18 protein-coding genes and 1 tRNA gene are annotated in these 24,302 nt (G+C 36.8%); 7 read left to right on the forward strand and 12 right to left on the reverse strand.

Annotated features, from left to right (window positions below; genetic code table 11):
- Positions 1-29: 29 nt before the first annotated feature.
- Positions 30-1,319 (forward strand): UDP-N-acetylmuramoyl-tripeptide--D-alanyl-D-alanine ligase, encoded by a 1,290-nt coding sequence (locus tag DEU42_RS06830; protein WP_114757531.1) that lies wholly within the window; start codon positions 30-32, stop codon positions 1,317-1,319.
- Between the two features lie 31 nt (positions 1,320-1,350).
- Here DEU42_RS06830 and DEU42_RS06835 read toward each other — a convergent pair whose 3' ends face one another.
- Positions 1,351-1,911, reverse strand: a complete 561-nt coding sequence (locus tag DEU42_RS06835; protein WP_114757565.1) for a DUF6642 family protein — start codon at positions 1,909-1,911, stop codon at positions 1,351-1,353.
- A gap of 136 nt (positions 1,912-2,047) precedes the next feature.
- Between DEU42_RS06835 and DEU42_RS06840 the strand changes: the two genes are divergently transcribed.
- Positions 2,048-3,736 carry an RluA family pseudouridine synthase gene (locus DEU42_RS06840; RefSeq protein WP_114757532.1) on the forward strand — a complete coding sequence of 563 codons (1,689 nt, stop codon included), beginning with the start codon at positions 2,048-2,050 and terminating at the stop codon, positions 3,734-3,736.
- Positions 3,737-3,820: 84 nt separating this feature from the next.
- Here the strand turns inward: DEU42_RS06840 and DEU42_RS06845 are convergent, their stop codons facing one another.
- Positions 3,821-5,245, reverse strand: coding sequence for a hypothetical protein (locus tag DEU42_RS06845; RefSeq protein WP_114757533.1), 1,425 nt, complete (start codon positions 5,243-5,245; stop codon positions 3,821-3,823).
- Between the two features lie 235 nt (positions 5,246-5,480).
- Here DEU42_RS06845 and DEU42_RS06850 point away from each other — a divergent pair, with 235 nt between their 5' ends.
- Complete coding sequence (locus DEU42_RS06850; RefSeq protein ID WP_114757534.1) at positions 5,481-5,840, forward strand: nuclear transport factor 2 family protein; 360 nt, start codon at positions 5,481-5,483, stop codon at positions 5,838-5,840.
- 210 nt (positions 5,841-6,050) lie between these two features.
- On the opposite strand, the gene DEU42_RS06855 is transcribed toward DEU42_RS06850, so the two are convergent.
- The 6 genes from DEU42_RS06855 to DEU42_RS06875 all read right to left on the reverse strand — a co-directional run bounded on the left by DEU42_RS06855 (position 6,051) and on the right by DEU42_RS06875 (position 12,258).
- Positions 6,051-6,125: transfer RNA gene (locus tag DEU42_RS06855), tRNA-Val, on the reverse strand.
- Positions 6,126-6,342: 217 nt separating this feature from the next.
- Positions 6,343-7,557, reverse strand: coding sequence for a bifunctional folylpolyglutamate synthase/dihydrofolate synthase (locus tag DEU42_RS06860; protein WP_114757535.1), 1,215 nt, complete (start codon positions 7,555-7,557; stop codon positions 6,343-6,345).
- Positions 7,558-7,620: 63 nt separating this feature from the next.
- Positions 7,621-8,847 carry a Glu/Leu/Phe/Val dehydrogenase dimerization domain-containing protein gene (locus DEU42_RS06865; RefSeq protein WP_114757536.1) on the reverse strand — a complete coding sequence of 409 codons (1,227 nt, stop codon included), beginning with the start codon at positions 8,845-8,847 and terminating at the stop codon, positions 7,621-7,623.
- Between the two features lie 74 nt (positions 8,848-8,921).
- Complete coding sequence (locus DEU42_RS06870; protein WP_114757537.1) at positions 8,922-10,958, reverse strand: tetratricopeptide repeat-containing sensor histidine kinase; 2,037 nt, start codon at positions 10,956-10,958, stop codon at positions 8,922-8,924.
- 68 nt (positions 10,959-11,026) lie between these two features.
- Positions 11,027-11,197 (reverse strand): hypothetical protein, encoded by a 171-nt coding sequence (locus DEU42_RS17440; protein WP_158537859.1) that lies wholly within the window; start codon positions 11,195-11,197, stop codon positions 11,027-11,029.
- Between the two features lie 335 nt (positions 11,198-11,532).
- Positions 11,533-12,258: a LytR/AlgR family response regulator transcription factor gene (locus DEU42_RS06875; protein ID WP_114757538.1), complete on the reverse strand. Its 726-nt coding sequence runs from the start codon at positions 12,256-12,258 to the stop codon at positions 11,533-11,535.
- A 102-nt stretch (positions 12,259-12,360) separates the two neighbouring features.
- Between DEU42_RS06875 and DEU42_RS06880 the strand changes: the two genes are divergently transcribed.
- On the forward strand, positions 12,361-13,038 hold the full coding sequence (locus tag DEU42_RS06880; RefSeq protein WP_114757539.1) for a response regulator transcription factor: 678 nt from the start codon (positions 12,361-12,363) through the stop codon (positions 13,036-13,038).
- Here DEU42_RS06880 and DEU42_RS06885 read toward each other — a convergent pair.
- The gene (locus DEU42_RS06885; RefSeq protein WP_233506635.1) at positions 13,035-14,123 is read right to left on the reverse strand and encodes an anhydro-N-acetylmuramic acid kinase; all 1,089 of its coding nucleotides are present in this window, start codon (positions 14,121-14,123) and stop codon (positions 13,035-13,037) included. The two genes, DEU42_RS06880 and DEU42_RS06885, sit on opposite strands and share 4 nt — an antisense overlap.
- Positions 14,124-14,193: 70 nt before the next feature.
- On the opposite strand from DEU42_RS06885, the gene DEU42_RS06890 reads away from it, so the two are divergent.
- The 3 genes from DEU42_RS06890 (at position 14,194) to DEU42_RS06900 (ending at position 18,683) form a co-directional block, all read left to right on the forward strand.
- Positions 14,194-15,336, forward strand: coding sequence for an acyl-CoA dehydrogenase (locus tag DEU42_RS06890; protein ID WP_114757541.1), 1,143 nt, complete (start codon positions 14,194-14,196; stop codon positions 15,334-15,336).
- Positions 15,337-15,841: 505 nt separating this feature from the next.
- Entirely contained in the window at positions 15,842-16,183 is a 342-nt protein-coding gene (locus DEU42_RS06895; RefSeq protein WP_114757542.1) for a helix-turn-helix domain-containing protein, read from the forward strand.
- A 70-nt stretch (positions 16,184-16,253) separates the two neighbouring features.
- Positions 16,254-18,683: an ATP-binding protein gene (locus DEU42_RS06900; RefSeq protein ID WP_114757543.1), complete on the forward strand. Its 2,430-nt coding sequence runs from the start codon at positions 16,254-16,256 to the stop codon at positions 18,681-18,683.
- Here the strand turns inward: DEU42_RS06900 and DEU42_RS06905 are convergent.
- The 3 genes from DEU42_RS06905 to DEU42_RS06915 form a co-directional block, all read right to left on the reverse strand.
- Complete coding sequence (locus DEU42_RS06905) at positions 18,680-20,023, reverse strand: sigma-54-dependent transcriptional regulator (RefSeq protein WP_114757544.1); 1,344 nt, start codon at positions 20,021-20,023, stop codon at positions 18,680-18,682. The two genes, DEU42_RS06900 and DEU42_RS06905, sit on opposite strands and share 4 nt — an antisense overlap.
- Positions 20,024-20,158: 135 nt before the next feature.
- Positions 20,159-20,458, reverse strand: a complete 300-nt coding sequence (locus DEU42_RS06910) for a hypothetical protein (RefSeq protein WP_114757545.1) — start codon at positions 20,456-20,458, stop codon at positions 20,159-20,161.
- 181 nt (positions 20,459-20,639) lie between these two features.
- Positions 20,640-23,963 (reverse strand): T9SS type B sorting domain-containing protein, encoded by a 3,324-nt coding sequence (locus DEU42_RS06915; RefSeq protein ID WP_114757546.1) that lies wholly within the window; start codon positions 23,961-23,963, stop codon positions 20,640-20,642.
- Positions 23,964-24,302: the final 339 nt, after the last annotated feature.

The raw sequence follows: 24,302 nt of genomic DNA on the forward strand, positions 1-24,302 counted from the left end.
TAGGGCTTTTATTTTTTTATATACTTTCCATGGAAACCAAAGAACTTTACAGCTATTTCCTGCAATGTAAAAGCATAGCAACAGATACCCGAAAAATAGCTCCGGACTCGTTATTCTTTGCCCTGAAGGGAGATAATTTTGATGCCAATACCTTTGCTGCTGAAGCGCTCTCAAAAGGTGCAAAATATGTAGTGATTGACAATCCTGCTTATAAAACAGGCGACAATATGCTTTTGGTCCCGGACAGCCTTACGGCATTACAAAATCTTGCACGTCATCATCGTCGTGAACTTGGCCTTCCGGTAATAGCCTTAACTGGCAGCAACGGAAAAACCACCACCAAAGAACTTATCAACGCTGTTCTTTCAAAAAAATACAACACTACTGCCACAATTGGCAATCTTAACAACCATATCGGAGTACCTCTTACCCTATTATCCTTTACCCACGAAACTGAAATAGGTATCGTAGAAATGGGTGCTAATCACCAAAAGGAAATTGCCTTTTTATGCTCTATAGCAGAACCAAACTTTGGCTATATAACTAATTTTGGAAAAGCGCACCTTGAAGGTTTTGGAGGCTATGAAGGCGTTATTAAAGGCAAAAGCGAATTATATGATTATCTGAAGGAGAATATCAAAACTGCTTTTGTAAATCTTGACGACCCTATTCAGCGTGAAAAGACCAAAGATATGTCGCATTATACATTTGCAATAGATAACTACAACTGCGACGTAAGAATTGATGCTGCATCAGCCAATCCAATGGTTACGATAAAATATAACGGACAGGATATAAAATCACACCTCATAGGTATTTATAACGCGACAAACATAAGCGCTGCCATTACTATCGGACATCACTTTAAAGTAAGTGATGAAAAAACAAAAGATGCTATTGAAGGTTATATTCCTTCAAATAACCGTTCGCAATTACTTGAAAAGAATAGCAACAATATCATTTTGGATGCCTATAATGCCAACCCAAGCAGTATGCAGGCCGCTATCGCCAACTTCCTTCAGCTTGACACTGAAGAAAGCTACAAAATCGCCATTCTGGGAGATATGTTTGAATTAGGTCAGGAAAGTCACGAAGAACACGCTAAAATTGTTCAGTCGCTTGTGAATGAAGAAGGAATTGAAGTTTATTTTGTCGGTAAAGATTTTTACAATAGTAAAGCTGAGGCAACCCACATGCATTTCTTTGAAAATTATGACACCTTTAAGGAGAACTTTAGCAGTTTAAAACCTGAGAAAAAAACAATACTTATCAAAGGCTCCCGAGGCATGGCTCTCGAAAGAACCCTTGAACTGATATAAAAGAAATGCTCCTTTTTTAGGAGCATTTCTATTAATAATACAATCTGAAATCAAGCAATTTGCACAACGCATAATATTTTTGATGCAGTTCTTCCACAATATCAATAACATCATCGCTATCTTCAAATAGTCCGAAGAACACCCTGTCAAGACCGCTGCTGCTTTGCTTACCATAAGCATGACCATAGCCCGAAATTGCTTTTGCATTTGTAATATCTAAAAAATACTGTGCTTCATCCGAACTTAGATCAAGAGCTTTTTCATTAGCGAAATGGAGGATCTTACCTCTTAATCTCCCTTCAAATAATTCAGCAATTTCTTCAATACTATAATAATAACCATTAAGACAAATTGTATTCTGCTCTCCCGGCATCACAAGATAGATGATCTCATAATTCTTAAAATTATGATCATCATACAAAAGAGCATTTAGGCTATCCTCAAGCCCTTCAATAGTATCACAGGTTTTATAGATACTGCCTATCCCCTGCTCAAAAGCAAGTTTTTCGAGAATTGTTACCACCTCAGTAACCCCGGTTTTTTCAATATCATCAACTGCTTCAAGACAGAAAATGAATTTTTCATCCTCCATATAAAAAATCATTCAGGTATCATTAGCCAAAATACTATAAAATAAAGACACTCCAAACCACAAGCCTGTTAAAACTAAAAAGCCATTTGAATTAATGAATCAGATAAATTAATTTCGCAGCCTAAACACACTCACATTGAGCAGGAACGCTTCCGAAAGGATTACATATTTTAACGAAGAAACAATAACAGGCATAGCTTTACCGGAACGCTTTACGTTCCCGTTTCTTTACGAACCTCATCCATTGACTAAAATTGCCGCCGAAGAATTGCAGCAATATCTGGAAAGTCTTACCGATCTTGACCATAATTTTGGGCTTAAAGAAGATCAGCAAGGATTGGTTATAGGCAAAATGTTTGGTGTTCTTGTAATACAGGACAGCGAAGGTAAACTAGGATACTTGTCAGCTTTCTCAGGAAAACTTGCAGATTCTAACGATCATCCAAAGTTTGTCCCGCCTGTTTTTGATATGCTTCTTGAAGATAGTTTTTTCTTAAAAGAACAGTATATACTAAACAGCATTAATGACGAAGTAAAAACAATTGAAGCAGATCAACAGTATCTGTCACTCAAAGTCGATTTAGAATCATTTACCCTACAGGCAGCTAAAGAAACTGAGACTTTTAAGAAACAGCTCAAAATAAACAAAGCCTATCGTAAAGATTTACGTGAACGAAGAAAGAATGTTATCAGCGAAGAAGACTATAATCGTTTTGACGCATATCTAATTCGCTTTAGTCATTATGACAATCATCAGTTCAGGTTACTTACCGAAAAATGGAAACTAAAACTGGAAGAAGTTCAGCAGAAACTTTCAATATATCAGGATCGAATTGAAACATTAAAAAAAGATCGTAAAGAGAAATCTGCCGCGTTACAATTACAACTCTTTGAACAATATTCTTTCTTGAACAAAGACGGCAAAACTAAAAGCCTTCAGTCAATATTTGGGAATACTGTATTTGGAAAACCACCTGCAGGAGCAGGTGAATGTGCCACTCCAAAACTTTTGCAATATGCATTCCTGCATGGTTATAAACCCTTAGCCATGGCGGAATTTTGGTGGGGTTCTCCTCCTAAATCGGAGATACGCCAACACAAACAGTTCTACCCGGCATGCAACGGCAAATGCAAACCTATATTAGAACATATGCTCGAAGGCATAGAAACCGATGAAAATCCGTTTTTGATAAATATCGGAGAAGGCAAAGAACTTAAAATAATCTATGAAGACGACAGTTTTGTAGTAGTAAACAAACCTGACGACCTTTTATCGGTTCCGGGAATATTGATAAACGATTCGGTTTATACACGATTAAAATATATACTTAACGGTATCGAACCGCTTATCATCCACAGGCTGGATCAGGCAACTTCAGGATTATTAGTAGTTGCAAAAACGAAAGATGCACACAAAGACATCCAGAAACAATTCCTGAAACGCACCGTAAACAAACGCTATTCGGCAGTACTCTCAAAAGTGATTGCTGAAGATGATGGAGAAATAAAACTGCCTTTGCGTGGCGACCTTGACAACAGGCCAAGACAGTTAGTTTGCTTTGACTTTGGAAAAAAGGCTCATACTACCTGGAAAGCGGTTGAGCGAACAGAAACAACCACGAAAGTCCATTTTTGGCCACATACAGGACGCACCCATCAGTTACGTATGCACGCTGCCCATGAACTCGGACTAAATGCACCTATTGTGGGCGATGACCTGTATGGCACAGCTGCCAGCAGGCTGCACCTGCATGCTGCCTATCTTGAGTTCGTGCATCCGGTTACACGAAAAACTATGACTTTTGAAGCTAAAGAGGAGTTTTAACAAACAAGACAAGATACAAAAAACCACCCCAACAATTCTGCCAGGGCGGTTTTAATCAATAAACAACCAATAATAGGGCACTACCTATTTTTTCATATTACGATGCCTGTATTTTGTAAAAGCCTTAACGGTAGCAGCTGTCTCATTGTCAACAGCAGCAACTCTGGCATTCTTTGCCGATGTAGCCGTTTTCGCCATAGCCGCATTATAAGCCGGAATTGATTTGGCAGCCATTGCCATATCATAATCCAGTGCTATTTGTCCTTCATCAAAAGGAACATCACCATAATTATCCCTGAACCAAAGCATCCAGTCAGCACTACCCGGTGTGTATACCATTAAGTTATTCGTAGTTTGCTTAGGACCGGGAAGCAGGAACGATTTTAGTTTTGCCTGAGCCGGGCTATGACAGCTCATACAAGAAGACAATGCCAGATTCTTATAAACTTTACCCGTTGTTACATCAACAGCTTCCAGAGCTACAGCACCATCGTTAGGACCACTTAACCTTCCGCCCCAACCAAGGGTTTCTTTACTATAAAAAGGCGCTTTAGGATTGATTACCGTTTCTTTCAACTTAGGATACGGAGGAGTAATAGGACTGTTTACATCCGGATCGTCGCCCCACATAGCGCCAAGTGGCACCATTTTATCCCAAAAATCACCCTTGGCATCCATATCATACACAAAAGTTGAGTAAACCCAACCTGTCTTAGGTGCAGTCTTACTGTCTTTAACGATCACATCCATCTGGAAGAAGCTCACTTTGCGAACCTGATACCCTTTTTTAGGATTTTCAGCAGTTGCAATAGTATCATAAACACTTAAGGTCTCAGCCCCTTTAAGTACAGGCCAGTTAGGCGCATTAATATTTGAGAAAGCAAGTTTCACAACAATACTTCCTTCTTTAAACTGCCCCGATTCTTTAGTAAGATTAACTTTCTCACCCGTTTTACCCCATAGCTGACCTACAGTATATGCGGCAACAGAATCGTAGAACACTAATGCATACCCGGCCTCATCTTCTTTTAGGCTTTTAAACATTCCCGCCGGATTGCCATTGCCCAGATAAGCCCCTAGTATAGCCTCTCTCTCAGAACCTATCCAGGGTTCATTAAACCAACCATATTTAGCCGACGTCCAATTCTTATTATCAGTAAAAAAAGGTTTGACGTTAGGAGCTATATAGCTTTTTAATGAATCCATATACGCAAACACATTCGATTCGGAGATAGGTTTACCTTTAAGCGCCTGCTGCCACGAAGGATTAACGACATCTTTAACCTCTGTAGGATAATCATGGCTCAGAACAAATAAAGGATTACCATACTGATCCTTAGTAGGTACTGAATCACGGTGGTTTTGAAATGCACCGCTAACAGGAGTTTCAGCCATAGCAGTGAGTTCTTTACCTTCCTCAGTATTGTCGTTTTTACGACAGCTACATACAGCAAATGCCATAGCTGCCAACACAACAAAGGAAGTTGGAAAAGTAATTTTTTGTTTCATAAATTAGTAATTTAAAGTTAGTTGAATACCGGAAAGTGTTACCAATCCACGGTAAACTTATGATAAAAAAACCTACCTAAAACCATCATGATTAAAAACAGGGGTTTGTACGCAACAGCAAAAACGCGTACTTATACGTATAGGAATAATCTGAGGAAATGATTATAAACAATACACTGATCCCATATTCAAAAATGGATAATTCCTATCTTAGCAGAAATCAAAATCAATCAAAATGACAAAATTCAAAGACACTATCGATAAAGCATACACCGCATTTAACGAAAGGAACATTGACAATGCACTTGCAACCATGCAGGAAGACGTTCAATGGTCTAAAGCATGGGAAGGTGGTTATATTAGCGGCCACGAGGAAATAAAACAATACTGGACAAGGCAGTGGACGGAAATAAACCCGAAAGTTGAACCTGTCGGCTTTTCCGAAAGAGAAAACGGAAGCCTGGAAGTGAGAGTACATCAGAACGTAAAAGACCTTGAAGGAAATTTAATGTTTGACGGAACAGTAAAGCACGTTTATACCTTTGAAGACAGACTTATAAAAACTATGGATATAGAACTTGTAGAGAGTAATTAATAAAACAAAAAATTCTTCAGTTTCCTGAAGAGTTTATAAGTGATAGGCAATGAGGATTAACTCCGTTCATCCCAAAAGAAGTTAATGCTACAAGAAAGCCAAACCCACCTTATGGGTGGGTCACTTTTTCATTCTCAAAAGTGTCTGAAAGAAATCTTTCCACACTTTTGAGAATGAAAAAAGCCGAAACTTGCGTTTCGGCTTTTCTTGTGGGCGATGAGGGATTCGAACCCCCGACCCTCTCGGTGTAAACGAGATGCTCTGAACCAACTGAGCTAATCGCCCGTATTTTGTAACTTCAGTCGCGATGTTTGCTTCATTATTACGAGTGCAAATATAGGGCGGTTTTTGATATTTGCAAACATAATCCGGAAAAAAAATTAATTATTTTTCAATCCAAACCCGCTTTATCCGTTAAGCTTTCAATAACTTTCTGTTACAAAACACAATGCACAAACATTACGAAGTGAAAAAAAATGCATTTTTTTTATCACCTTAGTAGCTATAAGACCTCAGCCACCACAAAAGTGCTTCCTCCAACATAAATAAAGTCGTTTTCAACCGAATCTTCCAGTGCTTTTTGATATGCTTCCGGTACAGATCCGTAAATTTTACCATTCAATCCAAATCCTTTGGCTGCTTCACTAAGACTTTTTGCATCCAGTCCGCGTGGTATATCCGGCCTGCAAAAATAATAAACTGCCCGTTTAGGCATTAAAGGCAAAACTTCTGTCAGGTCTTTATCATTCACAACCCCAAAAACAATGCGTAACGTTTCGTATTCCTGTTTTTGCAACTGCGACATCACAATCTTTAACCCATGACTATTGTGAGCCGTATCGGCAATTACTGTAGGCTTACTATGCAGCTGCTGCCATCTGCCCATAAAGCCTGTGTTTCGGGCAACATGAAGCAACCCTTCTTTTACAGCGTTTTCAGAAATCTGAAATTCATCCTGTAGCAGCTCAATAGTCTTTAGTACCGTCTTCCTGTTTTGTGATTGGTAATCACCGATTAGATCTGACGGATAATCCTGAACAACCTCATCAGAGGCAAAATACAAAGGAGCATTACACTTTTTAGCCTTAGCTACAAAAACAGGCTTTGTCTCATCGTTATACTCCCCAATAACCGCAGGAATACTTTTTTTTATAATACCCGCCTTTTCACCTGCAATTGCGTTCAGCGTATTACCTAAAAACTGTGTATGGTCCATGCCTATATTGGTAATAACCGACACTAAAGGGGTAATTATATTCGTAGAATCCAGTCTTCCTCCAAGACCTGTCTCTATGATTGCTATATCAACTTTTTGAGTTCTGAAATAATCAAAAGCCAAACCAACAGTCATCTCAAAAAAACTAAGATGATTGGCCTCAAAAAAGGTTTTATTAGCTGCTATAAAATCAACAACAAATGTTTCAGAGATATCTTCTCCATCAATCTTAATACGTTCCCTGAAGTCCTTTAAATGCGGCGAAGTATATAATCCTGTTTTGTAACCGGCCTCCTGGAATATAGAAGCCAGCATATTCGACACCGAGCCTTTTCCATTGGTTCCCGCAATGTGAATTGTCTTAATGTCCTTTTCAGGATTCCCTAAATGCTCTGCCAGCAGAATTGTATTGGTCAGATCTATTTTATAAGCTGATGCCCCCTGAAGCTGATACATTGGCAGCTGGGCAAACATCCATTCTGTAGTTTCTTTGTATGTCATAAATAAAAAAATGACAGAGGTTAATCTGTCATTCAAAAATACTATTTTTATTTATCGTATAACTTATACTAACTGCTTAAGTGCAATTTCAAATGCCGTGTGGCTTATGTTTTGCTTAGATGAGTTAAGAGCGTGAACATTAGCAATTGCTTTACCAATGATCTCTGAAGCATCTGAGAAAATAGCCTCATCAGTCATGCTAACTTTTTTCTCCATGAAGTAAGCAAATACCCTTGCCATACCACAGTTAGAAATAAAGTCAGGAATAAGGCTCACTTTGCTATCTGTAGCTTCCATAATTGGACCAAAGAAGATCTCTTTATCAGCAAACGGAACGTTAGCACCACAAGAGATAACCTCAAGACCGTTAGCGATCATGTTATCTACCTGCTCTTTAGTTACAAGTCTTGATGCAGCACATGGAGCGAATATCTCAGCACCCATTTTCCATATTTCCTCATTGATTGTCTCAAACGGAATCATGTTATCAGCAACAAGCTTATTACCATCTTTATTAAGGAACAATTTAGTGATTTCTTCGAAAGTGAATCCGTTACTGTTCATAACACCACCATCACGGTCGATGATACCTACAACTTTAGCACCCATTTTAGCAAGGTAGAAAGCCGCTGCAGAACCTACGTTACCAAAGCCCTGAACGATTGCTTTTTTACCTTCGATAGAACCTCCGTAAATTTTGTAGTAATGACCAACAGCCTCTGCTACACCATAACCTGTAATCATATCGGCTACAGTATATTTTCTGTTTACATCAGGAGAAAAAGCCGGGTTTTCGATAACTTTTACAACACCTTGGCGTAACTGCCCAATTCTGTTGATTTTATCAGCTTCAGTTGGTTTGAAATGTCCGTTAAAAACACCTTCCTGCGGATGCCAAACACCACACTCTTCAGTCATTGGGATAACCTCATGTATCTCGTCTACATTAAGGTCACCACCTGTACCGTAATAGCTTTTTAGTAGTGGAGAAACCGCTTTGTACCATCTTTTAAGAACTCCTTCTTTACGAGGATCGGCAGGATCGAAGTTAATGCCCGATTTAGCTCCACCGATTGCAGGACCGGAAACCGAAAACTTCACTTCCATTGTTTTAGCAAGCGAAAGCACTTCGTTCATATCAAGTCCTTTTCTCATCCTTGTACCACCACCGGCAGCACCACCCCTAAGGGAGTTAATTACTGTCCATCCTTCAGCTTCCGTTTCAGAATCTTTCCAGTTGAATACTATTTCAGGTTGTTTATTTTCAAATTTACTTAGTAAATCTTTCATTTGTTTGTATTTTTATAAATCGGCACAAATATATGAAACATATAAATGTGAATTCTTCATTTTAAACAGAATAATTAAACCGGAAATGAGAATTCAACAACCGCCCCTTTCCCTGGCTGCGATTTAATTTGCAATATTCCCTGAAGAGCATCGGCACGTTTCTTCAGATTTCTTAAACCGATTCCTCCTTTAGCTTTTTCAGGAACAAAACCAACTCCATTATCAGCAACCGTAACAATAACATTATTATCTTTATGACTAACCGTTACTTTTGCATGGCTTGCCCCCGAATATTTATTTATATTTTGTAATGCCTCCTGGATTATTCTGTACACATTTACTTTACAAATATTAGACATCAATTCCCAATCTATAGATGGATCAATGTCCGCTTCAAATTCTGTATCAAATGTATTTTTTTGTGAGGTAATCATAAAGCCCAGCATACTTTCAAAACTTTGCTCCTGATTGAAAAGTGCATTTCGGCTAAGGTCGTGTGAAACTCCCCGTATCTCCGATTCAATGGATTGTAACTCTTTAATATACCCTTTTCGCATTAAAACAGATTCTTCATCTGCTTTTTTATTGATAAACTCGAGATTCAGCCGGACTGCATATATATTATTCAAAATACCATCATGCAGTTCCATAGCAATACGTGATTTCTCCTCAGTTCTTGCCGACTCTATTTTCCCCTGCTGCTCAAACATAAGCTCGTAAATCTCTTCGTTTGCTTTTTGCTGCTCCTGAACAAGCAAAAGTTCTTTATTTTTTGAATTTAGGTAATAGATTATAAATATCGCCGCAATAAATAACACAACTACTATGGAAACCCCTATAATAAAGCTGTTCTTTTTAGCCAGAGCCTCTTTTTCATCTGTAATTCTGGCAGTATCAAATTCAATTCGCGCGAATTTATCCCTGGTATTCTGCGCAATCTTCTGAAGGCTATCGTTAACTTTTATATACCTCCGCATATAATAATCATTATTAACCTTATCTATAGCCGTAAGAAGCTTAAGACTTGACAATATATCAGAATTACTTTTATTAGCTTTCGCTTTAGCATAGGCTGTTGTAAGATAACTGATTGCTTTTACAGTATCTTTTTTATACAAAAAATATTCACCGAGACTCACATTACTCGCGATAATCCCGGCTTCTTTTTCAAGTTCCTCACGTATCGCAAGCGATTCATAAAAAAGTTCAGGAAGCTGAGAATTGTCACCCGATTTATATTTGGCTGTTGCCAGATTATTAAGCAGTTTTGCATAAAGCCCTGATTGCTCCTTAACGCCCGGCATACCTAACGCCTGGTTATAAATTTCGATAGCCTTTTTGTTTTGCCCCATTTTCACATAAACACCTCCCATATTATTAAAACAGGAAGCTTTGTTTAATGCAATCTGGCCACCACTAAATCCTTCTTTCTCAAAATCATCGATAACATCAAAGGCCATCTCGTAATATTTTATCGCTTCATCATTATCATCCTGTCCATCCAGAGAAGAAGCAATAAGATTATAACAATTGTATAAATCTGTAGCTTTATTGTCAATACGTAAATACTTTTGAGCCTTAAAAGCCTCTGATTCACACATTGCAAACAAACCTGCATCATAATAAACATAAGCCTTATACAAAATGGTTTCGCCTACCGACCTGGCCTCTGCTCCTTTAAACTTTACATATAAATCTTCTGCATCTTTATAATAATAAAGAGCACTATCGTTATTTGCTTTTCCATAATAAGAAACACCTGTAAAGTGAAGCCCTTTAGCCATAGATAAAGTATCATTGGCTCTTTTACCAAAGTCATAAACCTTTTTACTGGCATGTATTGACTTATCATATTCATCAAGATTATAATAACTCACTACCGCCTCCCTCATATAATAGCGAGTAAGAGAATCATTTCTGTTATCGGAAACAGCATTAAAAAGCGTATCAGCATAGGCTACTCTTTTTTCCCTGTCTATATCATCTCTACGAGACAACATAACCATACTATCCAAATGGCTATCAGAGCTTCCATTCTGGACAGTTGCTTTTTTACATGAAGTGGCAAAAAGCAATAACCCTATTAATAATAATTGAAGTTGGCGTATCATTATAATTTTTGAGGCTGCAGTTTATAATAAACTGCAGCCTCAAAAATAATGATTTTTATATTATATAGTTACGCTCTGATTGGAGGTTTTGGAAGATCTTTATCACCATTATCAATAGGGAGAGTTATATCAAAAGATCCTGCTTTAGTATCCTGGATTTCGCTGTCATCAGCAGAACAAGAAACTAGAGATGAGCCAACAAAAGCAACTAAGCAAAGTGTAAGGATAATTTTTTTCATGATAGTAAGGTTTTTATTAGATGTTATGATTTTTTAAATTCTTTGTTCAGAACCTCGTATTTCCCGTTTGATTCTGAAGCAAAACTACTCGTTAAAACCGTACTGACACAATGATTTACAGCAGGTTTAGTAGAACACACCCATACACGAGTAACTCGACCGATTTGAAGGGTAAATGAAGAATTGTAATCTAAAAAAAATGTTAATTAACAAAAACAGCACAACTTAAAACATCAATACAAAACACTATTAAACAAATGAATAGAGTCCAAAAAACTTTTACGATTTAAAAACACGTAATAATTTTTAGTTAAAATTCTTAAAGGCTGGATTCTTTAAAGATAATCGGGAGCTATCTTCCTGATAATAGTATCAATATTATCTTTAAAAGTTTTAGAGAAAGAGATAGACAAATCACTATTATTCAAGTAGCATAATGATTTACCCGTATTAATTCTTGAAATGAAGTTACTATTCACAATATAGCTATTGTGAATCCTGAAAAAATAAAACGGCAAATTAGCCTCATAATGTTTCAGGGTTTTATACGCCGTAAGTTTGCGCCCGTTTTGAAGATGAAAATCAGTGGTGTTATTATCAGCTTTCAAATAAACTATATCGTGCAAAGAAACAAATTGATAATCTCCGTATGATTTTATACAAATTGTACTATTAGCAACAGCAGGATTCGTTTTTTGGAACTTCAAAAGGCTTTTTCTTAAATCGAACTGATTCAATGGAGCCAATAAATAATCAAACACACCTGCCTGAATTGCTTCAAATGCATACTTAGGTGAAGCCGTCAAAGCAATAAAATATGGGACATTATCTATATAACGGTACAACTCAGAGATGATACCCAAAGAAAGGTTGCTTTTCTTGTTTTTAGGACAGATTTCCAGAAAAACCAACTGTGGCTGCAGCTCCAAAATTTTATTGATTGTATCCTCTCTGTTTTCAGCAACTCCAACGCAATAGAATTCCGGGAAATCCTCAAATTTCTTTAAGGTTTCCTTGGCATTATCTTTGTTATCATCTACTATCAGGTATGAATATTGCACTTCTTAACAGAGAAAATTTTGCGCAATTTAAAAACATTTGACCTGACAATTTTACGGTTTTCCCGTAATTTTTGTTAATTTTGTTGGAACCATGAGAAGCTTATGCGAGAAGATTTAAATATTTTAATTGTTGACGATCATCCAATGACCGTTAACGGATATGTAAATGTACTATCGGACGAAGAGTTCGAAGACCACAATCTTATTTTCACTAAAGCACTGGATTGTGAACAGGCCTACAAGCTTATTACCGCATCTCAAAACGGCGGTACGGCATTTAATGTTGCTTACCTGGATCTTAGCCTTCCTCCTTATCCGGAGCAAAATATATTTTCAGGACTTGATTTAGGAGTACTTATCCGTAAAACAATACCTGACTGTATCATAATTATATTAACAATGCATAGCGAAGCATCGCTGGTGGACAGACTCATTAAAGAAATCAATCCTCAGGGAATATTATGCAAAAGCGACATTGACATAGATGAGTTTCTAAATGCATTTAAGATAATCTATGGAGGTGACACTTACCTTAGCAATAAAATTGTAAAATCTTTAAAAGACAAAGTATTTGACAATTATAAGCTTGACAACTATGACAAGCAGATACTTATGCGTCTATCCGAAGGTATATTAACCAAAAACATCCCTAATTATGTACCGCTTTCCTTAAGTGCCATTGAAAAAAGAAAAGCACAAATGAAAAACATGCTGCTTCAGGGAAAAGGCGGTGATGACCACGAGCTAATTGAGGCTATTAAGAAAATGGGAATACTTTAAGACTCATATACAGAACCAGAACTGTGATCGTGTGCTGCTCCTGTTACGCTGCTTAAAACATTTACATCACCTCGCAACTTTAATACACCAAGTAGGGCAAAAATAAGCGCCTCTTTAAACTGTATGGTTTTATCATCCGGAACAACTATGACTGTATCCTGAAGCAATTGTTTTAGCCTTCCGATTAAAAAATCATTATAGGCTCCTCCCCCTGTTACCAAAAGTTCTCCCTGGCCTATACCCATAACCGTATTAGCTATCTGTTGGGCAACGTGCTCAGTAAAAGTTGCTATTATTTCCTCTACAGAAGCATTATAGCTATCCATTAAGGGCAATATCATTTCTTTAACAAATTCAAACCCTAAAGATTTGGGATACGGAAGTTTGTAAAATTCAAGCGAGTTCAATTCTGAAAGAAGCGGCAACAATATCTTCCCTTTTGCAGCTATCAACCCCCTGTCATCATACTCCAAACCTAATTGGTTAGCATAATAATTAAGAACGGTATTTACCGGACAGATATCAAAAGCAATACGTTGGCCCTTCTCTTCAAATGAAATATTTGAAAAGCCGCCCAAGTTAAGACAATAGCGATACGAGGAAAAAAGTATTCTGTCTCCTATCGGTACCAATGGAGCACCCTGCCCCCCGAGCTGAACATCCTGCACCCTGAAATCGCAAACAGCCTTCACTCCAATAATAGAAGCGATTTCAGGAAGATTGCCTATCTGCAACGTAAAACCATTATGCGGCTGATGTAATATAGTATGACCGTGAGAACAAACAGCATCTAGATCATTAATTCCATTACCCTCTATAAACGACTTTATAACACTGCCAAGCAATGCAGTATATTCTTTATTAAGAAGGGTCAATTCATCTTCACTATACCCTACAGCCTCTTTAAGGCGTTTTACCCATAGATCGGAATATGGAACTGTAATAGTTTCCGCTATTGCAAACTCCCATTTACCATTATTATTAGTAAAAAAAATATGTGCCAAATCTACGCCATCAAGCGAAGTTCCTGACATTACTCCTATAACGTTATAGTTTTCTTTCATCGCGAGGCTAAAATTACGCATTCATATTGAAAAATTCACATTTAATAGCTACATTTGGACGCAATAAAACAAAAAATATAATTTAATTATTATGGATTTTAAACTTACTGAAGAGCACCTGATGATTCAACAAGCTGCGCGTGATTTTGCGCAGAACGAATTACTTCCTGGTGTAATTGAAAGAGACGAGAAACAGATTTTCCCGACTGAACAAATTAAAAAAATGGGAGAACTTGGATTTCTTGGTATGATGGTAGACCCTAAATATGGGGGAAGCGGCCTTGATACAATTTCTTATGTACTGGCAATGGAAGAAATCTCTAAAATTGATGCTTCAGCTTCAGTAGTTATGTCGGTAAACAACTCTCTTGTTTGCTGGGGTCTTCAGACGTTTGGTACTGAAGAACAAAAACAAAAATACCTTACAAAACTCGCTACAGGTGAAGTAATTGGTGCTTTCTGTCTTTCTGAGCCGGAAGCAGGTAGTGATGCTACTTCACAAAAAACAACTGCAATTGATAAAGGAGACCATTATCTTTTAAATGGTACTAAAAACTGGATCACTAATGGTGGTACTGCAGATGTTTACCTTGTAATCGCTCAGACAGATATTGAGAAAAGACATAAAGGTATCAATGCACTTATTGTTGAAAAAGGCATGCCAGGATTTGAAATAGGTCCAAAAGAACAAAAACTTGGTATTCGTGGATCTGACACTCACTCATTAATGTTTACTGACGTAAAAGTTCCTAAAGAAAACAGGATTGGCGAAGAAGGATTTGGTTTCAAGTTTGCAATGAAAACATTAGCCGGAGGTAGAATCGGTATCGCTTCACAGGCCTTGGGTATTGCTTCAGGAGCTTATGAGTTAGCTTTAAAATACTCTAAAGAGCGTAAAGCTTTTGGTACAGAAATCTGTAACCACCAGGCAATCGCTTTCAAACTTGCAGACATGGCTGTTTCTATCGAAGCTGCACGCCACCTTTGCCTTAAAGCTGCCTGGGACAAGGATCAGCACAACAACTACGATTTAAGTGGTGCTATGGCTAAACTATACGCTTCTCAGGTTGCTATGGATACTACCATCGAAGCCGTACAGATACATGGAGGTAATGGATATGTAAAAGAGTACCACGTAGAACGACTTATGCGTGATGCAAAAATCACCCAGATATACGAAGGGACATCTGAGATACAGAAAATCGTAATTTCAAGATCAATTATCGCACAATAAAAAAAACCCGCAAATGCGGGTTTTTTTTATGCTTACTTTAAAGCAAAAAAAAGAATCTGTCTCATCTAAAACTTATCGCTTAAAAAATCATTTATTAAATATTAAAAAAATACGCTTTTTTTATATTAGGCTAGCCTCCCTTTAGCAATAAACATTCAATACTATTATATATAGTCTGAAATCAATCACAGAAACACCGATTCTTAGAGATTAAAAAAGACTTAAAAACAAAGACTTACCAACAATTTGTAAGAGATAAAAAAATCATTCTCTAATATTCTTTCACCAGATAAAGCATCAACTAACTAACTCCATAAAACGCAACCCCAAAAGAATAATTAATTTATAACTATCAAAAAATAGATATATAATTATTTTTTATCTACCGTTCGTGGGAAAAAAAGTGCATTATATCGAATATTTGTCCGATACTTTTTCTGACATACTCTTCTTTTCTACTTTTATGTCAAACCTTACTTATTAAGCATCTTTAAAAATAACTTTTATGAACATTATTGGGCAACGAATTAAAAAACTAAGAGAAGATAAAGGCATAACTCAGGAAACTATGGCGCAACAGCTTGATGTTACACAAAGTAACTATGGCCGTCTTGAAAAAGATGACAGGAGGCTAAACGTTGTAAAGCTTCTTAAGATAGCCAGGATACTTAACGTAAACATCTCTTACATGTTTAACGAAACTATTACCGAAATTGACTCTGACGATAGCCAAATGCTAAATGGCGCGAATAAAGAAGTTTACAACATCCTTGTTGAAAGCCTGAGAGCAGAGATTCAGCACCTTAAAGATGAAATCAATTTTTTAAGGATAATGGTAAAAAGCTAAGGCTAAAAATTATACTTTAAATATTTTTGTACCGTTTTTATAAGATATTAAAAACTACTACTTTTATCTGATGGTACAAAAACCAAAAGCTGTAAAATATAAGATTATAACCGGATACGTACTGCTATTAGCAATGGCAGTATTATCCGTTTGGCTTGTATACACAGAGATTTCTAAACTTGCCAACCCTGCAAAAACTAACGAAGAACAAAAGATTCTTCGCATCAGTACTACAATAGCAAATCTTTATGCCTCTGAAGCTATTGGACGAAATTCTATCCTTACCGAGAAAAAGGCCGATTTTCAGAATTACAGTATTCTTATAGACAACATACACCTTGAAATTGACTCCATTAAAAAGGATGTTGACCCTGTACAGATAGCCAAATTTGATTCTATAAAATTACTGATAGACCGCAAGCGAAACAGTATCAGCGAAATTATAGCCTACCATAAGCAATACGGCAGAAAAAAAAATATCAGCCAGGCCATTGAAGGTATTTACCATACTAAAGATTCAATTGTAAATACTAAAAAATCTATTCAGGCTACAAAATCATACCCGGGTAAACAATCCGTAAACGCTATTCTTTCTCCTCGTTTGAGAGAAGCATTAAGCAAACCTACCGTACCGAATGATTCTCTGGCAATGGCATACTCAAAAGTGCTTATTGACCTTATTTTAAAAGAGAAAGAACAAGACAGAATGATGTTTGAAAAGGAACAACATTTACTGGATGAAAACCGTATTATATCAGATCAGTTAAGAAAAATCCTGACATCAGTTGAAGAAGAGTTTCTGCAAAAGTCATATCAGCAAATAAGAAAATCTCAGTTAAGCATGCAAAAACTGGTTGAGAACGTTGCCTGGATAGGAGCTTTGGCATTACTTATTTTAATTACGTTTGCATGGATCATTATACGTGATTTGAGCATAAACCAAAAGTACAGAAGGCAACTTGAGATTTTAAACCAGGAAAATGAAGAACTCCTGAGAACAAAGACCATGTTAATGGCTACTGTAACGCACGACCTGCAAACTCCTCTTGGCAGCATTATAGGTTTCCATGACCTTATTAAAGACACAGCGGTAACCGGTAAACAAAAGCAGTATCTTAATAACATTAATGAATCCGCAAACTATATCCTTAAGCTAGTAAATGATCTTTTAGATTTTTCAAGACTTGAAAACAACAGGATATCTATAGAAAAGACACCTTTCAACATTAAAAATGTTATAGAGAATACTTGTAAAACCCTCGAGCCAATGGCTACAAATAAAGGCATTGAGCTTAATTGGTACATTACAGAAGACCTAAATGCTAATTTTATTTCAGACCCTTACCGCATTAAGCAGGTACTGACAAATCTTGTTAGCAACGCTATTAAATTTACACCTGAAGGATCGGTTGAAGTAACTGCTAAGATCGACGAAGAAAATATTACTATTTCAGTAATTGACACCGGTATAGGAATCTCAAGAAAAAAACATGATGATGTTTTTAAGGAGTTTACTCAGGCACATTCCGGTATAGAAAAGAAATTTGGAGGTACCGGATTAGGCCTTACTATCTCTAAAAAAATAATTGACCTTCTTGGCGGCCAAATTACTCTTGAGAGCGAGGAAGGCCAGGGCTCAATATTTACTATCGTAATACCGTGTACACCTTCTGAGTCTAATTTCATTGTCAGCGAAAACGCATCACAAGATGAAGATGATAATTATTCGTACTTAAAAGGAAAGAAAATCCTGATCGTAGATGACGACAATATGCAGCTGGCGCTAATGAAAGAATTATTTTTAAACTATCCTGCTGTAGTCCAAACTGAAATAAATGCTTCGTCAGTAATTTCCATACTGGAAAAAGAATATTTCGACGTCATACTTACAGACATCCAAATGCCTTCTATCGATGGTTTCGAGTTGGTACGGCTGATTCGCACCAATCCTGATAAGGACGTAGCATCAATCCCTGTTATTGCATTATCCGGCAAAAGAGATCTTACGCAAAAAGATTTTGTTGATGGAGGATTTAATGCAAGCCACCCAAAACCTGTTCAGTTAAAACAATTACTTGACTTAATTGCGGAAACTATAAGTGGAGCAGCCGTTAGTAAAACAGCTATTGTAGTCAAAGAAAGTATTGAGCACGAAATTGAAGAAGCACCACTATATAATTTACGAAGTCTCGCGCAATTTACTTACAATGACCCTGAATCCCTGAAAACAATACTGAGGACATTTATAGAAAGTGTAAAGGAAAATTGCAGCGCATTACAAAATGCTGTTGAAGCCCAAAACGAACAAGAGTTATCTGAAACTGCACATAAAATGATTCCTATGCTTAAGCAAATGGAAGTGCACAGCATCTATACATTATTGGAACCCTTAGAGGACAGAACCCATGAGATGACATGGCCCGAAATCCAGAACTATGTAAACGATATTTGCAGCCGACTCGTTGTATTGTGCGAAGCCTATGAAAATGAAATGAATTAAAGCTCTATATTATAAAGCTTTAATTTATTATAAAGCGTTTTCCTGTCAATATTCAGTAAAACGGCAGCTTTAGATTTATTGAAATTAGCCTTTTCGAGTGCAAGTCGTATCACCTGTTCTTCATCTGCCTTAGCGTAACCGGAAAGTGAGCCTTCATCTTTAGATGCTTCAAGCATTTCATAAGGCAGTACTTCTAAATGGATCAGGTTTGACTTTGTCAACAAAACAGATCTCTTGATAATGTTCTTCATCTCTCTTAAGTTACCTGGCCATTCATAGCTTTTAAAGAGTTTTGTAACATCTGCATCAAAGCCTTCGACATCCTTTTCCAGATCATTATTGGCCTGAGCCAGAAAATGATTAGCAAACATCATGATATCCTGTTTTCTTTCTGAAAGGCGCGGTGCCTTAATAGAAAATTCATTTAACCTGTGATATAGGTCTTCCCTAAAATCGCCACGTTTTACAGCCTCTGTAAGATCTTCATTGGTAGCTGCAATTACTCTTATGTCTACCTGAATTTCCTGATTACTTCCAACCGGTTTTATTTTTCGTTCCTGAAGCGCTCTTAAAAGCTGTACCTGTACTTCATACGAAAGATTACCAACTTCATCCAAAAATAAAGTTCCTTCATTAGCCGCCTCAAAATGCCCCGTCTTATCATTAACAGCTCCTGTAAATGAACCTTTAATATGACCGAAGAATTCACTCGACGCAAGGTCTTTGGGTATTGCACCACAATCTACAGCAATAAAAGGCTTTTTAGCTCTTTTACTAAGCAAATGTATGGATTGTGCGATATATTCTTTTCCGGTTCCACTATCGCCTATAATCAGCACCGACATATTGGTTGGTGCTACAAGCTCAATATGTTCATGCAATCGTAATGAATCACTGCTTATGCCTTTTACAAAAGACAAAGAAGAAGTAGCATTTTTCTTTTCTTTGATTTTGACCGAAGGGTTTTCTTTGGCCGATTTTTTGGTAAGCGCCAAACCTATGGTGTGAAGTATCTCATCAGGATTAATCGGTTTGCCAACATAATCAAAAGCTCCTGTTTTAATCGAATTTACCGCTGTCTTAATATCGGTATATCCTGTCATGAGTATAACCTGAGTATCGAGAGAGATTTCTTTAACCCGTTTAAGTATTTTGAGACCATCGCTGTCAGGAAGTCTTATATCTGTTAAAACAACATCAAAAACCTGCTTATTGATGTATTCTTCTGCTTCCTGTCCGTTAAATGCATTTGTGACATCAAAACCTTTTTTTTGCAAAAAGGTTTTCAACATTACACAAAAAGCAGTATCATCATCAATTACCAGTATCTTAGAACTCATGAGCTATAAAAATAATATCTACAAATGTAACTGTTTTGGGGGTTAGTAGATGTTAAGAAAAAACAAAAGGAGACGCTCCCGTCTCCTTCTATTCGAAGAAAAAATTCTTCAATCACCTTACTATATATTTTTAGCTTACTTAGCTTCTTCTTTTATAAAACCACCAGTGTCTTTATAATAAACATTAATTATTTTATCATTCTTTTTCAACACTAGTTTATATTCATTGTTTTCATTCACAAAGACTTCATTAAGAGAATAACCGCTATACCTGGCACTTGCTTTTTTTAACACCTGCGAAGGTATTTGATTAGCTTCAATCTTCTTAAAAAGAACCTCTTGAAATAAGTAAAACAACTTAATATCATTTACCGTAGCAGAACTGTAGGATGAAAAACTTACTACAATAAATATTGAGAATAAAAAGTTTTTCATAAATCATTCCTGCTTTGATACTTAATACATATGAAATAACCATACCAAAAAAGAGAACAAAGCATGAAATACACATAAACAACTAACAAACAAGCAATTAAGAAGATAAAATAAAATTTCAACAATATCTCATAATTGTAGAATTCCACAACTTGCTGTAGAAATTCCACACTTTTAATAGTTAACGGATCATTGAAAAATGTCCTTTATGAACTTTACCATCTTTCCTGATTACCACAAACCAGTAATCTGTTGCAGGTAATGGCTTTCCATTAAAAGTACCATCCCATCCTGGATCAGTAGGCGTAAAGCCAGATAATAGTTTACCATATCTGTCATAGACGAAGATTCTTGCTTCAGGTTCAAACCAGGAATACTCAAGGCGCCACTTTTCGTTAATTCCATCACCATTAGGTGTAAAGAATTTTGGATAATTCAATAGTACCAATTCCTCCGAAACAACTCCACAACCATTTTTATCCCTGATATATATAGTATAAATACCCGGCTTAAGTCCGTTGAAATAAGGATTGTCCTGATATGTGTCATTGTCAAGTGAATACTCATAACTGCCGGGGCCACTTGCATTAATTATTATGGAATTCTGATTGTCTGTCCAGTCCTGAATATCTAAAGACCATGTATCAGGTGGCCCGGATAGAGTTACTGTTATGGTAGCCTCTTTGGCACAGACAATCCCGTCATACATATTACCAATTTTAACCCAGTAGCTACCCGGTTGAGTTATTTTAACCGTACGTGTAGTCTCACCCGTAGACCATTCATAACTATTATAACCCTGATCAGCAGAAACAGTTACACTATTATCATCCGAACAAAGAATATAGTCTTTCTTCATTTTAATCTCGGGATATTCTGAGAGCCTCAATTGAAACGAAACAACATCATGGCATAATGGAATATGATTATGGATAAGACGGGCGTATATCGTCTCTGGATTAGTTGTATTGGTATGCAGGGTTGGTATGGCATTAATACCATTCTCAGCATCTTCTTCACTTAAATAATACGTTACAGTATATATTGCCGCCGGCTGGTTCTCTAAGATCAGTTGCGTTTGTGTTTGTAAATCAAATTCGGATATCATACTGTCAGTTACATTAACACACAAAACCATATCGCCCGGATCATGTGCATTAGTTAGTTCCGGCAACTGCCTGATATCAACTTCTATTTTACCGACAAAACCACAGGCATCTTCAACCAAAAATTCATACTTACCAGGATCGAGACCTGAAAATATATTATTATTACCATTATCTAAAGAAAATGGCATATCATCTTTATTGATTACACTATAATGCAAAGGCGCAAGTCCTGTAGCATCTACGTAAATATCATTACTGTTTTGATAACAGGAAAGATTATAAACGCTTTTTACATTAACACCATCGGTATATTCAAATGTTGAAAGAGCGCCAAAACAAGACTTGATATTTTGAGGGCTCACATAATTTTCAAAATATTTAATTACCCTGAACATTCCTTCATATTCGAGGGCGGTTAAAGTTTGTCCATTTACTAATGACATCGAATTATTTGCTGTAGGTTCGGTACCTTCCGTAAAAATAACCCCGGTTACAGGATGCCCCCATATGTTAGTTTGAGGATCAATTAATTTCTGTAACCAGTAAGTAGGCGGATCCCCTAAATTATTAGTAACATTATCCGTTAGACTCAAATCATAGTTACCACAATTACGCACAAAAGTAACTGCATTACCAGCAGATGAACTATCTTTTATATTTACAGAAACCGTTCTTTCAATGCCACAAATATCGATACCTGTAAATGTATAGCTTCCGGCAGGTAAACCATCCATAAAGAATATGCCTGTACTATCAATATAATTAGTTACATCAAAAGGCAATGTCTGGTCAAATTCAGCAGGCGCATCAGTCATCGTTAAAGACGTCAGCTTTCCATTTCCACTACTTACCCTTATTCCGCCACTATTTTCAATACAACTACTAACAGAAGAAGCTAAAAAATCCTTTTCCTCAAAATCAGGAATCACAACAGTTACTTCATATTCTTTTCCGCATTCATCAGTAATTTTCAATTTATATTCTCCTTTTGGAATATTAGTCAGGATCAAATTACCATTGTTATTAATATTGGCCGATACATCTTTAGGCAGGGTATTAGAAGCCTCATAATCATCCGGTGCTTCAATGACAAAAGCAGACACAATTTTACGATCAGGTACAGCAACAGCAATTCTTCCAAACTCGGAATAACAATCATTGTTACTTCCCCCCGCTGAAGGTTCAACAATTTCATCTTTTATCTCAAACTCGTACGACATGGTATTCCCACAATGATCAATAATCTCAACTGCATATTCTCCTTCCGGAACAGCCGTCTCCGGATCACCATATATAATGGCTCCATTTTCATTAAAAGGTCCCGGGTGTGTATTGTTAAAAGCAGTTGGATCAAATCCTTCAGGAGAATCAGTAAAATTTATGGTAAAAGGAGGAACAAAATTTGCCACAGAAATCGTAAGGTAATGTTCACCACACGGCAGGATTATATTAGGAACATGACTGATCGAGGCCTCAGGATTTAAGCTCATAGCATCGCTGGTATATTCACTATTACATCCATCTGTAATTTTCAACGTATAAGAATACTCTGAATCTCCAACAGAAAATGTTTGTGACAATGATAATTCAATTGAATCACCGCTCTCAAAAGTTTGCTCAATTACAGTGGGAGGCTCACCATTTGAAGGAGTGAATGTGTACTCTATAGTCAAAGGATAGGTTATAGCAATACCCTCTCCATAAGAAATAGTATTTACCACAGTAACCGTATCGCAATCCCCGTTAACATCACTATTATATTCAGGAGCAGAAATAGCTGGCGGGCCTGGACTGGCAGCTAACGTATAAGTCGTGACATCGGCATTCCCACATTCATTAAACACCCTAACTATATATATACCTGCCGGTAAACCTTCAAATACATTCGAATTTTGTGCTGGTCTTACTACAGGTCCCGATGTTATTTCATACAATACACCGGTACCCTCCGTCACAGTTACGATCATGTTAGCACCTTCTACACAAGCCTGATTTGTAGCACTAACATAAAAATCTAATGGTGCAGGAATCTTTACAATAGTAGCCTGTGCTATTTCGGTATTACTCTCTTGTCCCAATGATTGAACAGCAACAACTTTATACTCACCTTCAGCCAAGCTACCTAAAGTATTAGCAGAAGAAATAGAAATGGGATTTGTTTGATCAGGAAGTTTGTATACGGTATATTCAAAACCGGAGCCCGGTGTAGCATTATTTATTGTAAATAACATACTCCCATTTCCGTTGCAGGTTTCATCTGAAACAGTGATTTCTATATCAAAATCCTGAAGTTGTGCATATGCAGATACAGAGAATGCAAGAAATACGAATAAAAAACAACACAATGATTTATAATTCTTAAAACAAGAGTCACCTGTAAACAACAATAGCTCCATAAGAAAACTTTATAACAGTTAAATATATGCTAATATTAGTCAAATTTAAGTTAAGTTAAAAATATGCAACCATAAAAATCAGCAATCTATAACTATCACTACATAGTACGTAATGAATACTAATTTGGTTTTAACTCATATAAACATTTATCTTGTAAAAACATTTATAAAACAAAAAACCCTATTACACCGGACAGGATTTCAAAAGGCCTGAGCTTTTAACAATACCAATAGTGCTATAAAGCAAAAAACCCTTCATCGTAAATGATGAAGGGTTTTCAAAAGAAAGGCGACGACATACTCTCCCACAAATTGCAGTACCATCTGCGCAGTCGGGCT

It is taken from the genome of Flavobacterium sp. AG291 (assembly GCF_003350375.1).
GTDB lineage: Bacteria > Bacteroidota > Bacteroidia > Flavobacteriales > Flavobacteriaceae > Flavobacterium > Flavobacterium suzhouense.